The sequence below is a fragment of the Janthinobacterium sp. B9-8 genome (assembly GCF_000969645.2).
Lineage (GTDB): Bacteria > Pseudomonadota > Gammaproteobacteria > Burkholderiales > Chitinibacteraceae > Iodobacter.
Genome location: NZ_CP014222.1, coordinates 1,943,136 through 1,957,580 on the forward strand (window position 1 = coordinate 1,943,136; position 14,445 = coordinate 1,957,580).

Here is a 14,445-nt window from a genome sequence, read left to right on the forward strand (position 1 = left end):
ATCTAAACGTGTTATAGCCCCAAATCAGACCAAATAGCATCCACGCGTGCTTTTACCACATCGTCCATCTTGATGGTTCTGCCCCACTCTCGGCTGGTTTCACCCGGCCATTTATTAGTGGCATCCAGCCCCATCTTGCCGCCTAAGCCGCTAATCGGTGAGGCAAAGTCCAGATAATCAATCGGCGTGCTTTCTACTAGGGTGGTGTCCCTTACCGGATCCATACGGGTGGTAATGGCCCAGATGACTTCTTTCCAATCGCGAATATCAATATCGTCGTCCACCACCACAATAAATTTGGTGTACATGAACTGACGCAAAAAAGACCACACACCAAACATCACCCGCTTGGCATGACCCGGATAGGATTTTTTAATTGAAACAATCGCCATCCGATAGCTGCAGCCTTCTGGCGGCAAATAGAAATCAGTAATTTCGCTAAATTGCTTTTGCAAAATAGGCACAAACACTTCGTTTAAAGCCACGCCCAGCACCGCAGGCTCGTCTGGCGGCTTGCCAGTATAGGTGCTGTGGTAAATCGGATCTTTACGCGTGGTGATGCGCTCTAAGGTAAAGACTGGGAACCAGTCTTTTTCATTGTAATAGCCGGTATGGTCGCCATATGGGCCTTCCAGCGCATACAAATAACCGCCCACTTCTTTAAGGGGAACCCCCGCCTCACTCACGCCGCTAAAGCCTTTCTCGGCAGGTTGAATATGCCCTTCGAGGATAATCTCGGCCCGGGCAGGCACTTGTAGATCAGAGCCGATGCACTTGACCAGCTCGGTTTTTGAGCCACGCAGCAAGCCTGCAAACTGATATTCAGAAAGCGTATCGGGAACAGGCGTCACCGCACCCAAGATGGTGGCAGGGTCACACCCCAAAACCACAGCAATCGGGAAAGGCTGGCCCAGGTTTTGCAGCGCGTGCTCTCTAAAATCTAAAGCGCCACCGCGATGCGCCAACCAACGCATAATCACCTGATTGCGGCTGATCACTTGCTGGCGATAAATGCCTAAGTTCTGACGCTTTTTATTTGGCCCACGCGTCACCACCAAGCCCCAAGTAATCAGCGGGGCGGCGTCTTCTGGCCAGCAGTGTTGAATCGGAATACGTGCTAGATCAACCGCCTCGCCTTCCCAAACGACTTCTTGGCAGGGGCCATTTTTGACTTCTTTGGGCGCCATGTTCAATATTTGCTTGAGCAGCGGCAATTTATCCCAAGCATCCCGCAAGCCTTTAGGCGGCTCTGGCTCTTTTAAATAAGCCAGTGTCTTGCCGATTTCACGCAGTGCACTAATCTCAGCCGCACCCATGCCATTGGCAACCCTTGTTGGCGTGCCAAATAGATTAGCCAACACAGGCATGCTATGGCCGGGCACATTCTCAAACAAAATCGCCGGCCCTTCTGCTCGCAAAGTGCGGTCACAAATTTCGGTCATTTCAAGGTAGGGCGAGACAGGCACTTTCACCCGCTTTAACTCGCCCCGTTTTTCTAGTTGCTCAATAAAATCACGTAAATCACGATATTGCATAGATAGGCTCTATTGACGATTACTCGGACAAACTCATGGTGGCGCGGTACACGCCGCCTGCAGCAATCGAAACCGCATGATCCAGCACATCGCCGCGCTCGACACAAACAAAGCCTGTGTGATTGCCCTGGCCCACATCAGCCATCTTTGCCGCGTCTTCCCATGGGTTCCAGACAATCGCGCAGTGCGTATCGCTGCTCACATTAATTTGCCCCTCACTATGCCTAATCACTTGCTCGGCAGGCACATCTAAATAAACGCGGTCTGTGAGTGCTTGCATCTGTAAATCGCCCGCTTGCAAACAGCGTGGGCTGCCCTCTAACAGGGCGTCCACATAGGTGCAGCCATCTAAACCACGAATCAACACCTCATTCACATCAGGCACGGCCAGATAGCTATGGAAAGCCTGCGAAAATACTGCCGCGGTATCGCTGCAATTTTCCACCACCAGCTGCAAGGTTAATTCGCGCCCTACCGTCACTTCCAAGCGAAACACAAAAGCATGCGGCCACAATGCAAGGCTTGCTGCTGAATCGCTGAGCTCAAGCACCACTTTAATCTCGGCATCACTCAGTATTTCTACTTCGCAGACATCCCAATTTGAAGTACGGGCAAAGCCATGCGCAGGTAAACCATCTGGATGGCGACCAAACCAAGGCATGCAGAGCGGGATACCCCCGCGAATCGCCTTGCCCGCAGCAAATACGGCTTTAGGCGATCGCCACAACAGCTCACGCCCACCCGCAGGAATAAAAGACAATAAATGCGCACCCTGCAATGCAATCGTCGCCGAGCCTAATTCACTTTGAATTTGCAGCAAAGGCAAACCCGGCTCTTCGCCACCATATAAATCAACAGACGAGCAAAGGCTCATTTCAGGGATAGTCGCCAGCAAGGTGGCCAAATTTGCTTGCATAGATAAACTCCTTAGACATATCAACGATTGATCTGCCTCTATTTATACCGGACGACGAGGCACCCACACCAAGGCATCACCATCAATCACTTTTTCGCCCTTTACCCAACATTCTGTGAGCAAACGAACGCGTTGTTTTTCCTGATTTACTTCAATCACCGTCACTAAAGCCGTCACGGTATCGCCAATTTTAACCGGCTTTAAAAACTTTAAATTTTGCCCCATATAAATGGCACCAGGGCCGGGCAGTCGGGTACCGATAACAGTAGAAATAAGGCTGGCGCTCAGCATGCCGTGTGCAATACGGCCACCAAAGCGGGTGGTCGCCGCAAATTCTTCGTCAATATGCATGGGGTTATTATCGCCAGAGAGCCCAGCGAACAAGACAATATCTGCCTCTGTCAGCGTTTTGCGATATTCAGCGCTTAAATCCGGCTGCAAATCTTCAATGTAATAGCTCATTTAAAACCCTCATCATTGATTGTGTATTTAGTGATTTAATTCTGAGCGTCATGCCATTTGTTTATTTTTTAATAAACAATGTAATGGCACTACCCAAGGAAGAGATCGACAACAACAAATTAGAAATAAACAAGAAAAATGCACCTTACCACTCTGGCAACAAAAGGTAATCATTGTTTTACACGAACTCATGAATCACTTTCTAGTTCATGACATATTAAACACTAGACTTCAATCACTAGGGGCCGGGAGTTTTACTCTGCACTACGCCACCATGACGAGTAGCAGGTGGCACAACAGGCATGCGATTTAAATCAAGCCAAGGCGAAAGCCATTTAAAAGTACGCCGGTATGCATCAGAGCTTGCCTCGGGATTAAACGCAATTGCCACGCTGGAAGCCCCCATCGCCACTCGTTTTACATCGTCCGTTTTTAAACCGAAATTATCAAAATCATGAAACGCATCTGGGTAAGTAATTAAGCGGAAAGTAGGCTGGTCGGCCCGGGCAACTAAAGCACGGCAAGGCTCCGCAGGCGTCCACTCATCTTCCTCCCCTACCAAAAGCAGGAGCGGTGCGGTGACTTGATACTTATCCCGCAATAAATAAGAGCTGCAAGATGGGAAAAAACCAACCGCCGCTCGCACAGAAGGCTGCTTTTGGCCAAGCAAGGCCAATACAGCGCTAGCGCCATGCGACCAGCCGATCACGCCTAGGCGATCACCATCTATTTCTTTACGCGTTTTTAGCCATTCCAGCGCATGGCGAGCGTCTTCTGCCCGCATTCTTGGGCTTATTGTGCGTTTACTCAGCGGCACGCTGCAAATTTCCTGCAAATCCCGGGCTGCAAAGCTATCGAGCATCAGTACGCCATAGCCTTTTTCCTGCAAAAGGCTCGCCATACGATCCGGGCGTGGGTTAATACCCGTCGCTTGTAAACCATTACAGCCATGCAGCAATAAAACAGCAGCAGCGGGGCCAGCCTCAGGAAAAGGAGGAGGCAAGTACTTTGCAGACAAAATGATCTCTGCACCGGGAATCAGGACACGCTCAGCCCTCACAGGCAAAGCAAGCACACTGAGCAGGCAAAACCAGAAAGTAATTCGCATCGCATCTAATAAATCAAACGGAAAACCATTAACAATACATTTTATTTTTGCCCGGCATCAGCACAAGCAAACACAAAACCCCCTGCAACACTGGCTGACTTAAGCATCAGCTTTCAATTCACAGCCAAAATTACTTTATCCAACAACAGCACAGCACAATATTACAAGAAACTTTCCTAATACAAAGCAAAGATGAAGTCAATAATTTCCCTGCCACCCGTCAGTCCAGAGTGGCGCGCACTCTAACACAAGGCACTGTGCTTTACTAAACTGACTCGCCGATCTAATCGTACGCTCTTGTTGTAATACAGCACCTCGTTTTTATTTACCCAAGCCTCCCAGACCAACGCAAGCCTCATTAAGGTGCAAGTATGAGCGATACAATCGACGTCAACTTTAGCCATGGTATCGCCACAATTACACTCAGCAGGCCCGAGATTTGCAATGCCTTTGATGACATGCTGATTGCAGAGCTCACCGCAACCCTCACTGCATTTGGCCAAAACCCGACTCTACGCGTTGTTGTACTCAGCGCCGAGGGCAGCACATTCAGTGCAGGCGCAGATTTAAGCTGGATGCATCACGCCACCCAATTTGATCAACACCGTAATTTTGAGGATGCCTTGAAACTCGCGAGGCTAATGCAAACCTTGGAACGCCTTCCCGTACCAACGATTGCTCGGATTCAAGGACCCGCATTAGGCGGAGGAGTAGGATTGATTGCCTGCTGTGATTTAGCTGTAGCCAGCCATGATGCATGGTTTCGGATTAATGAAGTGCGCCTTGGCTTAATCCCTGCCGTCATCGGGCCTTACATCATTAGCAAAATTGGCATCAGCGCAGCAAGACGCTATATGCTGACTGCAGAACGATTTGATTGCCATACTGCACTTCAACTGGGGCTATTGCATGAGGTAAAAACAGACGAGTTTGCGATGGATCAGCAAGTACAAATATGGATAAACGAGTTACTACAAAATAGTCCGCATGCTCTGACGGCAGCAAAAAGACTCATTACCTCGGTGGTACATCGCCCTATCGACGATGCCATGATCTCTGATACTGCCCACCGCATCGCCCATATCAGAACACACGAAGAAGCGCGTGAAGGAGTCGCCGCCTACTTAGGCAAGCGCTCCCCTTCATGGCACATCAACCGGGCGGTAAAACTAAATGGTGACGAGGTTGGCGGCTAACACTTTCAGACTCTGCAACCGTGAGTAGTTGCAAGCTAGGCAAAGGATGAAAAAATTCGTCCTTGATCGCGAGGATATCCACGTTTTCCAGCTCTACGCTTCCGTCTTCCATATTGAATACGGTCATCATGGCAATATCTCCTCGGGGCTAAAACAAGAATCTAACGCTCTTGCTTATTCTTAATATCGGCATATCAGTAAGAAAATTCAATCCGTATGTAAAAAAAATGGCAAGGCACAAGACCCTGCCATTTTACTACGGCCTGAAAGCATTACTCTAAATTGCTTGCCTTCAGCTTGTAATCCACTTTAATTTGCGATTTCAATGCTTGCAAATAGCTAGCCAGTTCAACCTGACCATACATCTGCACCATACTTTCACTCATCTGGCGGCGCAAACCTGCATCCATCGCAGGCGCTGGCGTTGCCTGAACCACTTTAAACAGTGCAAACCCCTGGCCTTTCACTTCTGCGCCCGCATAAGCAGGGAATTTATCCGCAGATACACGGAAGATATCCTTTACCTGAGCTTCTGGCACAGCAGATTGCCCCATCCGCAACATCGCTTGCGGAGCAGGCCAAGTCAGCGTATCTGCCCCACCCTTTTTCAGCTCAGCCAGTTTTTTAGTGCCTTCATCAACGGCCAGTTTAAGCGCCTTTTCTTGCTTTAACTTTGCAATAATCCCGGCACTCACTGCCTCCAGCTTTTGCGCTTGCGCAGGCTTTGCTTCAAGCACGCGCACCGACACCAGCGTACCTGGGGCCACTTCAATGGCTTCTGAATTATGTTTCTTTTTTAGCACATCATCGCTAAAGGCGGCTTCCCGCAGCTTCTCGTTATTGAGCAGCTCATCCTTAGCTGCGGCGCGGGTAATCCAGTCGCTTTGCTTTACAAGCAGCTTAAATGCCTCTGCAGCAGGTTTTAAACTATTTGCCTCCTGATAAACCAGATCATTAAACTTTTCAACTTGTGACTGGAAGCTCTGGCTTACTTTCTCAAGCTTTAATTTTTGCTCAACATCAGGCTGTACTTCTGCAAATGTTTTGCTGCGAACATCATCAAGACGAATAATATGCAGGCCAAAATCACTGGCAACCACAGCGCTAATTTCGCCTTTTTTAAGCTTAAAAGCCGCTTCATCAAAAGGCTTCACCATCGCACCGCGCGCAAAGAAGCCTAAATCCCCCCCATTGGTCGCAGAGCCGGGGTCTTGCGACTCTTTCTTGGCTAGCTCAGCAAAGCGGGCAGGATTGGCTTTAAGCTCCAGCAAAATAGCATCGGCTTTTGCTTGTGCCGCTTTTTTCGCCTCAGGCTTAGCGTCTTTTGCCAGGGTAATCAAAATGTGGCTGGCTTTACGCTCTTCGCCTGTTAGCTCCACTTTGTGCGCGTCAAAATACTTTTGCACATCGTCCGGGCTCACAGAAACAGTCTTTGCTAATTCCTGTTGCGAAAAAACAAGATATTCTAAGCGAGCCATTTCTGGCGACTTAAATTCTGCCTGATGGCTATCGTAGTATTTTTTGACTTCTGCATCAGATACGGTCACTTGGGACATAAAAGCAGCAGGCGAAATTTGTAACATCGCCACTTCTCTTTTTTCGCCTAATAACTTGGCCATATATTCGGTGACCGCGGTGGATTGAATCCCGCTCGAAAATCCCGCCAATAAATGGCTGCTGGATAAATCATCGCGCACGCGCTGCTGAAAAGTCAGCGGCGTCATTTGCTGTGCAGCAAGCAAATCCTGATAACGCTTTGGGCTAAATTTACCATTTTCCTGGAAATCGGGAATGGCCGCGATCGCATCACGAATCTGATCATCAGACACTTTAAGATGCAATAGACCGGCTTGCTCTAACAACAGCCGCTTTTTAACCAGCTGCTCAAGCACCATCGGTTTCATTTCGTTAGGGATGGCTCGATTACCAATGGCTTCAGCGAGCTCGCGAGGCGTAATCCGTGTTTGGCCTACTTTTGCCAAATACGATTCACCATCCTCCATCGCACTGTAGCCAGTAAGGCCAACGCCAACAACAAGCCCCAGAGACACCAGGCCAAGTACCACCTGAACGGCGGTTTTGTTCTTTTCAACAAAGGAAAACATGAGACAGTCAACTCCGCAAGTGATTCGCGGCATATGATGCCAGATTGACGCCTGCCTGTCTTGCTAAGCAGGGCATAGATAAATAAAAAGCCAAACATTTCTGTTTGGCTTTTTATTTTAATCTTTATTGGCGGAGCGGACGGGACTCGAACCCGCGACCCCCGGCGTGACAGGCCGGTATTCTAACCAACTGAACTACCACTCCACAATGCGACCACATCTTCGTACAGAGAGTGGTGGGTGATGACGGGGTCGAACCGCCGACATTCTGCGTGTAAGGCAGACGCTCTACCAACTGAGCTAATCACCCATTTCCATTCACATCAAAACAAAGCAATCATATGGATGAGCTGCACATGCTTTTATGCGTTAGGCTAAAGCCCTTTTGTTAAAGGGCTTATTTCCTAAGGAACACTTTACTGCACTAAAAAACATTCAGTCAGCAAAGTAAGTCGATTATTGTACTGCATCTTTCAGTGATTTACCAGCCCTAAATTTAGGCTGTTTCGCTGCGGCAATCGCAATAGTCTCACCAGTACGTGGATTACGGCCACTGCGCTCAGCACGCTCAGACACATAGAAAGAGCCAAAGCCGACCAGCGTTACTTCGTCGCCGCCCTTCAGTGCATTGGTAACGGCTTCTACTGTTGCATCCAGAGCTTTACCTGCATCAGCCTTGGAGAGACCAGCGGATTCTGCGATGGCGTTGATGAGTTCCGATTTATTCACTTACGTCCCCTTACAATTCTGATTGGATTGATACGATTAACTATTGACTACAGCTTTATAGCAAGCCACAAAATCTTGTGTCAACTAATGTTTTGTAAGCTGTCCGGTCACTTCCACCCCTGCTTGCGGCAGAACGGGTTCCACACTCACAACTTCTTCCGGCAAAATCTCCGGCAAACGCTCTAAGGCAAACCCCAACACCTGGTCGATCCACTTAACTGGGTGAATGGTAAGTCCGCGCTTCACATTGTCAGGGATCTCGGCAAGATCCTTAACATTGCCCTCAGGAATTAACACCTGCTTAATGCCACCACGGTGAGCAGCAAGCAGTTTCTCCTTTAAACCACCAATTGGCAATACTTCGCCACGTAGCGTGATCTCTCCGGTCATTGCAACATCACAGCGAACCGGAATACCCGACAATACCGACACCATTGCCGTGGCAATACCAATCCCTGCGGATGGACCATCTTTTGGCGTAGCCCCTTCAGGAAAGTGAATGTGCATATCAATTTTCTGATAGAAATCCGGGTCAATCCCCAGCGCTTTAGCGCGGCTACGCACTACCGATAAAGCGGCTTGGATGGATTCTTGCATCACATCTCCCAACTTACCGGTTTGAATCATTTTGCCCTTACCTGGGAATTTTACCGCTTCGATGGTGAGCAATTCGCCCCCCACTTCGGTCCAAGCAAGGCCTGTTACCTGCCCAACTTGATTCGTTTGCTCGGCCACACCGTAGTCAAAACGATGTACACCAAGATACTTTTCCAAGTTTTTCGGGGTAACAGTAATCTTTTTATCGCTTGGTTTCATCAAAAGACTCTTCACTACCTTACGGCAGATGCGAGCAATTTCCCGATCCAAGCTACGCACACCGGCTTCACGTGTGTAGTAACGCACCACATCACGCACAGCTGTGTCGGAGATCACTAATTCACCTTCTTGTACGCCATTCGCCTTAACTTGCTTTGGCACTAAGTACTTTAGGGCAATATTTACTTTTTCGTCTTCGGTATAGCCCGACAAACGAATAACTTCCATCCGATCCAGCAAAGCAGGAGGAATATTTAATGAATTTGCGGTGGCAACAAACATCACATCCGACAAATCAAAATCAACTTCCAGATAATGGTCGCTAAACGCGTGGTTTTGTTCCGGATCCAATACTTCCAGCAAGGCAGAAGAAGGGTCGCCACGGAAATCTGCACCCATCTTATCGACTTCATCAAGTAAAAATAGCGGATTTTTCACGCCAATTTTAGTCATCGACTGCAAAATCTTGCCCGGCATTGAGCCTATATAGGTGCGGCGATGCCCACGAATCTCGGATTCATCACGCACGCCCCCTAAGGCCATGCGTACAAACTTGCGATTAGTTGCGCGTGCAATCGACTCGCCCAAGGAAGTCTTACCCACGCCTGGCGGCCCTACAAGGCACAGAATCGGCGCTTTAAGCTTTTCAACACGGCTCTGTACCGCGAGATACTCAACAATGCGCTCTTTCACCTTCTCTAGGCCGTAATGATCGGTATCGAGCACCAATTCAGCAGCAGGCAATTCCTTGCTGATTTTGGTTTTCTTTTTCCACGGCAAATCGAGCAATGTATCGATGTAATTACGCACCACGGTCGCTTCTGCTGACATAGGCGACATCATGCGTAATTTTTTCAGCTCGGATTCTGCTTTATCGCGCGCTTCTTTACTCATACCAGCGTTCTTGATTTTTTTATCAAGCTCGTCGATATCGGCGTTTTCGTCTAATTCGCCCAGCTCTTTCTGAATCGCCTTAACCTGCTCGTTCAGATAGTACTCACGCTGGCTTTTTTCCATCTGGCGCTTCACGCGACCACGAATACGCTTTTCAACCTGCAAAATATCCAGCTCGGATTCCAGCTGTTTTAATAGCTGTTCCATGCGGCGACGCAGATCAAACATCTCAAGAATAGATTGCTTTTGCTCAAGTTTTAAAGGCAGGTGCGCAGCGATCGTATCAGCCAGACGGTGAGCATCTTCAATCCCGGCGAGAGAAGTCAGAATTTCTGGCGGAATTTTTTTATTGAGCTTAACGAACTGATCAAATTGAGTCAGTAAGGCGCGGCGCATGGCCTCTACTTCATGCCCCTGCTCAGCACTGGCATCAACCGGATGAGCGATGGCGCTATAAAAGCCAGCCTCTTCATCAATATCAGTCACCTCGGCACGCTGACCACCTTCAACCAGCACTTTTACAGTGCCATCGGGCAGTTTCAGCATCTGCAAGATACTGGCAATCGTTCCTACAGGATAAATATCGGCCAAGCCTGGCTCATCTTTCTGGGCGTTTTTTTGCGCAACCAGCAGGATATGGCGGCCATCTTCCATCGCGGCTTCCAGCGCACGAATCGACTTTGGGCGACCCACAAATAGCGGGATAACCATATGCGGAAACACCACCACATCTCGTAGCGGTAGCAGCGGCAAATGGACATCGTCAGCAAACGCAACAGTTTGGGACATCAACAAGGGTCCTCAATAATGGATTTATCCCCCAGATCATGGGGGTGCGGGCAAGGAAATACAATGCCCCAGAACAAAAACTGACCTGAATATTTCAAATACCACAGGGGCATATAAAATATTCAAAATTAAACAGGCACTTGCACACGGCAAGTGCCTTCGCCCTTTAAACTGCAGCCGCTGGATCTGCGTACACAATCGTTGGCGCTGTTGCGTTCTTAATCACCGCCTCATCCACCACTACGCGCTCCACCCCCTTCAAGGAAGGAAGCTCATACATGATATCCAGGAGTGATGATTCAACAATCGAGCGCAAACCACGCGCACCGATCTTACGCTCCATCGCCTTATGCGCAATCGAAGCCAGAGCTTCTTTACCCACTTCCAGCTCAACCCCTTCCAGCGAGAACAATTTCTGATATTGCTTGATCAGCGCATTCTTTGGCTCGGTCAAGATAGACACCAGCGCCGCTTCATCCAGCTCTTCCAGAGTTGCCGTCACCGGCAAGCGACCAACAAACTCGGGAATCAGACCAAAACGAATCAGATCATCAGGCTCAACCGTATGCAGCATTTTGCCAACACTGGTGTTTTCGTCTTTGCTCATCACTTCGGCACCAAAGCCAATGCCACTTTTCACCGAGCGATTACGAATAATCTTGTCTAAGCCTTCAAATGCACCACCACAAATAAATAAGATATTGGTGGTATCAACCTGCGGCATATCTTGATTTGGGTGCTTGCGCCCGCCTTGAGGTGGCACCGAGGCAACCGTGCCCTCTACCAGCTTCAAGAGTGCCTGTTGCACACCTTCACCGGATACATCACGGGTAATCGAAGGATTTTCAGATTTGCGGGCAATTTTATCGATTTCATCGATATAGATAATACCGCGCTGGGCTTTTTCTACATCGTAATCGCACTGGGCTAATAACTTGGCAATGATGTGCTCAACGTCTTCACCCACATAGCCTGCTTCGGTCAGCGTTGTAGCATCCGCAATCACAAACGGCACATCGAGAAGCTTAGCCATCGTTTGCGCAAGCAAGGTCTTGCCTGAGCCTGTTGGCCCAATCAAGAGGATATTAGACTTGGCTAATTCCACATCATTATCGCTCGACTTGTTGCTAGTCAGGCGCTTGTAATGATTGTAAACCGCAACCGCTAAAATCTTTTTAGCGCGCTCTTGCCCGATCACATAGGAATCCAGCGTGGTCCGGATTTCCATCGGCGTAGGCACACGCTTACCATCTGTAACTTGTTCGGCCTCACCGATCACCGCTGCCGCTTCGTCTTTCAGCACATCACGGCAAAGCTCAATGCATTCGTTGCAGATAAAAACTTGTGGCCCAGCAATCAGCTTAACCACTTCGTGCTGGCTTTTACCGCAAAAAGAACAATAAAGGAGTTTTTCTGACATCGCCTAACCTACACCCCAAAAAAACGGGCCATTGCAGCCTGTCTTATTTAAAACCGCCAACCCGACAGGCCACTAGAATAAAAAACCGCCAGGCACGCTGGCGGCATTGTCACGATTCAGTACAAGCTTACTTGCCTGCTACCGTGCTACGAGATTGCAATACTTCATCAATCAGACCGTAATCTTTTGATTCTGCAGCACTCATAAAGTTATCACGATCAGTATCATGCTCAACCGTTTCGATGCTTTGGCCAGTATGCTTGGCCAACATTTCATTCAGGGAGCGTTTAGTTTTGATCAATTCACGGGCATGAATCTCAACATCAGACGCTTGCCCCGATAAACCACCAATCAATGGCTGGTGAATCATAATGCGTGAATTAGGCAAGGCAAAGCGCTTACCCTTAGCACCGCTGGACAATAAGAATGCGCCCATACTGGCAGCCATCCCTACGCACATTGTCGATACATCAGGCTTGATAAAATTCATTGTGTCGTAAATCGCCAGACCAGCCGTTACCGAGCCGCCTGGGGAATTGATATACAGATGAATATCTTTATCTGGATTTTCGGATTCCAAAAACAACATCTGCGCAACAATCAGATTTGCGCTTTGATCGTTTACTGGGCCGACCAAGAAAATAACACGCTCTTTTAAGAGGCGCGAGTAGATATCATAAGAACGCTCGCCACGACCGCTTTGCTCAACGACCATTGGGATATACCCAAGGTTTTGCGGATCAAATTCTTGTCTCGACATCTTTTTCTCTCAGAAATTTAGGGTCATTCAAACGATAAAGTGCCACCTTAATGACACTTTATCGTAGCACCTAACTGAGAATGATTAGCCTTGTTGGCCCATCAGTTCTTCAAAGGACATGCCTTTTTCAGTTACTTGTGCCTTAGCTAATACAAACTCAACCACATTGTCTTCCAATGCCATTGATTCTGGACCCGCCAAACGCTCACGATCTTCAAAGTACCAAGCTACAACTTCGCTTGGATCTTCGTAATTCTGCGCCAAGTCTTCAACGACAGCTTTCACTTGTTCTAGCTTAGCTTCTAAAGCATTGCCTTTCACCAGTTCAGCTAAAGCCAAACCAAGGTGAACACGGCGCTGAGCTTGCGCTTCGAACATTTCTGGCGAGAACGGAACATACTTTGGGTCGATACCGCGAGCTTTCAAGTCTGCTAATGCACCTTCAGCCAAACGACCGATTTCTAATTGCACTAAAGCCTTAGGCAAATCAACTGGCGCAGCAGCAATCAGCGCCGTCATTACGTTTTCTTTAGCACGTGCTTTCAGACGGAAGCGTACTTCGCGCTCCAGATTGCCACGTACTTCAGCACGCATTTTCTCTACATCGCCATCGACAATACCGAGGCTTTTTGCGAACTCTGCATCGACTTCCGGCAAAATTGCAGCAGCAACGTTTTTAACTGTGATTTCGAATACTGCAGTTTTGCCTGCAACATCGGCACCATGGTAATCAGCAGGGAATTCAACGCTCACCGATTTGGTTTCGTCTTCTTTCATGCCAATCACACCGGCTTCGAAACCTGGCAACATCTGACCCTTGCCCAGCAAGAAAGCGTGGTTTTCAGCAGAGCCGCCGTCAAACAATACGCCGTCGATCGAGCCTTTGAAATCAACAATCACGCGATCGCCATCAGCTGCTTCGCGCTCTACGCGCTCAAAGCGAGTACGCTGGCGGCGCAGGATATCAACCGTTTTTTCTACTTCAGCATCAGATAAATCCAATACTGGTTTTTCAATTTGAGCGGCAGCTAAATCGCCGATCACCACTTCTGGGTACACTTCAAAAGTAGCCGAGAACTGGAAATCGCCTGTTTCGGTCGCCGCATCTTTTGGCTCGAAACGTGGATAGCCCGCTACGCGCAGCTTTTGCTCTTGCACAGCCTGACCAAAACTTACTTCAACCGTTTCACCCAACACTTCTTCTTGGATACGGAAGCCGTAGTTTTGCGCAACGATCTTCATCGGTGCTTTACCTGGGCGGAAACCAGCAATTTTTGCCGTTTTTGCAACATGCTTTAAGCGTGCGTTAACTTGTTCGGTAATTTCTTCCCGAGGCACGGAAATAGACAGGCGACGCTCGAGTTGATTCAGGGTTTCTAGTTGTACTTGCATTTCAAACCATTCCTATGGGGGATCAACGCGCGTACACGCATCTTAATAAATAGGGGATAAAGCCAGCTCATCAGCAGCAATACGCAAGATCTGTGGGATCTTCAAGTGCCAACCCGCCCAAAAAGAGCAAGCAGACGCCTAGCGCCCAGTGCGACTTACCAACAAAGTCGGTAAGTTTAGCGCACAACAGGGCGCAAATCCAAACAGAATTATTAACCAGCAGCAAGACGGCCCCAAACACAGCCCCAATCAGGCTTTAAGCCAGCAAAAAACTGAGCATGATTGATCACGGGCAGATTGGAATTGGGCTAAAGACGAGACCT

General features: G+C 48.6%; 12 protein-coding genes and 2 tRNA genes. 1 reads left to right on the forward strand and 13 read right to left on the reverse strand.

Annotated features, from left to right (window positions below; translation table 11 throughout):
• Positions 1-11: 11 nt before the first annotated feature.
• The 4 genes from ubiD to VN23_RS08690 form a co-directional block, all read right to left on the reverse strand.
• Positions 12-1,535, reverse strand: a complete 1,524-nt coding sequence (gene ubiD / locus VN23_RS08675) for a 4-hydroxy-3-polyprenylbenzoate decarboxylase (RefSeq protein ID WP_046352779.1) — start codon at positions 1,533-1,535, stop codon at positions 12-14.
• Positions 1,536-1,554: 19 nt separating this feature from the next.
• Positions 1,555-2,451, reverse strand: a complete 897-nt coding sequence (locus VN23_RS08680) for a D-hexose-6-phosphate mutarotase (protein ID WP_052746691.1) — start codon at positions 2,449-2,451, stop codon at positions 1,555-1,557.
• A 42-nt stretch (positions 2,452-2,493) separates the two neighbouring features.
• Positions 2,494-2,913, reverse strand: a complete 420-nt coding sequence (locus VN23_RS08685) for a MaoC family dehydratase (protein WP_046352778.1) — start codon at positions 2,911-2,913, stop codon at positions 2,494-2,496.
• A gap of 238 nt (positions 2,914-3,151) precedes the next feature.
• Complete coding sequence (locus VN23_RS08690; RefSeq protein ID WP_052746690.1) at positions 3,152-4,021, reverse strand: dienelactone hydrolase family protein; 870 nt, start codon at positions 4,019-4,021, stop codon at positions 3,152-3,154.
• Positions 4,022-4,392: 371 nt separating this feature from the next.
• Between VN23_RS08690 and VN23_RS08695 the strand changes: the two genes are divergently transcribed.
• A complete protein-coding gene (locus VN23_RS08695; protein WP_046352777.1) occupies positions 4,393-5,217 on the forward strand; it encodes an enoyl-CoA hydratase/isomerase family protein in 825 nt (274 codons plus the stop codon).
• Here the strand turns inward: VN23_RS08695 and VN23_RS21795 are convergent.
• The 9 genes from VN23_RS21795 to tig form a co-directional block, all read right to left on the reverse strand.
• Positions 5,174-5,347: a hypothetical protein gene (locus tag VN23_RS21795; protein WP_156455161.1), complete on the reverse strand. Its 174-nt coding sequence runs from the start codon at positions 5,345-5,347 to the stop codon at positions 5,174-5,176. The two genes, VN23_RS08695 and VN23_RS21795, sit on opposite strands and share 44 nt — an antisense overlap.
• 142 nt (positions 5,348-5,489) lie before the next feature.
• The gene (locus VN23_RS08700; protein ID WP_046352776.1) at positions 5,490-7,322 is read right to left on the reverse strand and encodes a peptidylprolyl isomerase; all 1,833 of its coding nucleotides are present in this window, start codon (positions 7,320-7,322) and stop codon (positions 5,490-5,492) included.
• 128 nt (positions 7,323-7,450) lie between these two features.
• Positions 7,451-7,527: transfer RNA gene (locus VN23_RS08705), tRNA-Asp, on the reverse strand.
• A 29-nt stretch (positions 7,528-7,556) separates the two neighbouring features.
• Positions 7,557-7,632: transfer RNA gene (locus VN23_RS08710), tRNA-Val, on the reverse strand.
• Between the two features lie 146 nt (positions 7,633-7,778).
• Complete coding sequence (locus tag VN23_RS08715) at positions 7,779-8,051, reverse strand: HU family DNA-binding protein (protein ID WP_046352775.1); 273 nt, start codon at positions 8,049-8,051, stop codon at positions 7,779-7,781.
• A gap of 84 nt (positions 8,052-8,135) precedes the next feature.
• Positions 8,136-10,550: an endopeptidase La gene (lon, locus tag VN23_RS08720; RefSeq protein WP_046352774.1), complete on the reverse strand. Its 2,415-nt coding sequence runs from the start codon at positions 10,548-10,550 to the stop codon at positions 8,136-8,138.
• Positions 10,551-10,716: 166 nt separating this feature from the next.
• Positions 10,717-11,970, reverse strand: a complete 1,254-nt coding sequence (gene clpX, locus VN23_RS08725) for an ATP-dependent Clp protease ATP-binding subunit ClpX (RefSeq protein ID WP_046352773.1) — start codon at positions 11,968-11,970, stop codon at positions 10,717-10,719.
• A gap of 127 nt (positions 11,971-12,097) precedes the next feature.
• Complete coding sequence (gene clpP, locus VN23_RS08730; protein WP_046352772.1) at positions 12,098-12,730, reverse strand: ATP-dependent Clp endopeptidase proteolytic subunit ClpP; 633 nt, start codon at positions 12,728-12,730, stop codon at positions 12,098-12,100.
• Between the two features lie 84 nt (positions 12,731-12,814).
• Positions 12,815-14,122 (reverse strand): trigger factor, encoded by a 1,308-nt coding sequence (tig, locus tag VN23_RS08735; RefSeq protein ID WP_046352771.1) that lies wholly within the window; start codon positions 14,120-14,122, stop codon positions 12,815-12,817.
• Between the last annotated feature and the right edge of the window lie 323 nt (positions 14,123-14,445).

Coding starts and splice junctions, on each gene's coding strand:
- ubiD (WP_046352779.1), bottom strand. CDS start 1,535: ATGCAATATCGTGATTTACGTGATTTTATTGAGCAACTAGAAAAACGG.
- VN23_RS08680 (WP_052746691.1), bottom strand. CDS start 2,451: ATGCAAGCAAATTTGGCCACCTTGCTGGCGACTATCCCTGAAATGAGC.
- VN23_RS08685 (WP_046352778.1), bottom strand. CDS start 2,913: ATGAGCTATTACATTGAAGATTTGCAGCCGGATTTAAGCGCTGAATAT.
- VN23_RS08690 (WP_052746690.1), bottom strand. CDS start 4,021: ATGCGAATTACTTTCTGGTTTTGCCTGCTCAGTGTGCTTGCTTTGCCT.
- VN23_RS08695 (WP_046352777.1), top strand. CDS start 4,393: ATGAGCGATACAATCGACGTCAACTTTAGCCATGGTATCGCCACAATT.
- VN23_RS21795 (WP_156455161.1), bottom strand. CDS start 5,347: ATGATGACCGTATTCAATATGGAAGACGGAAGCGTAGAGCTGGAAAAC.
- VN23_RS08700 (WP_046352776.1), bottom strand. CDS start 7,322: ATGTTTTCCTTTGTTGAAAAGAACAAAACCGCCGTTCAGGTGGTACTT.
- lon (WP_046352774.1), bottom strand. CDS start 10,550: ATGTCCCAAACTGTTGCGTTTGCTGACGATGTCCATTTGCCGCTGCTA.
- clpX (WP_046352773.1), bottom strand. CDS start 11,970: ATGTCAGAAAAACTCCTTTATTGTTCTTTTTGCGGTAAAAGCCAGCAC.
- clpP (WP_046352772.1), bottom strand. CDS start 12,730: ATGTCGAGACAAGAATTTGATCCGCAAAACCTTGGGTATATCCCAATG.
- tig (WP_046352771.1), bottom strand. CDS start 14,122: ATGCAAGTACAACTAGAAACCCTGAATCAACTCGAGCGTCGCCTGTCT.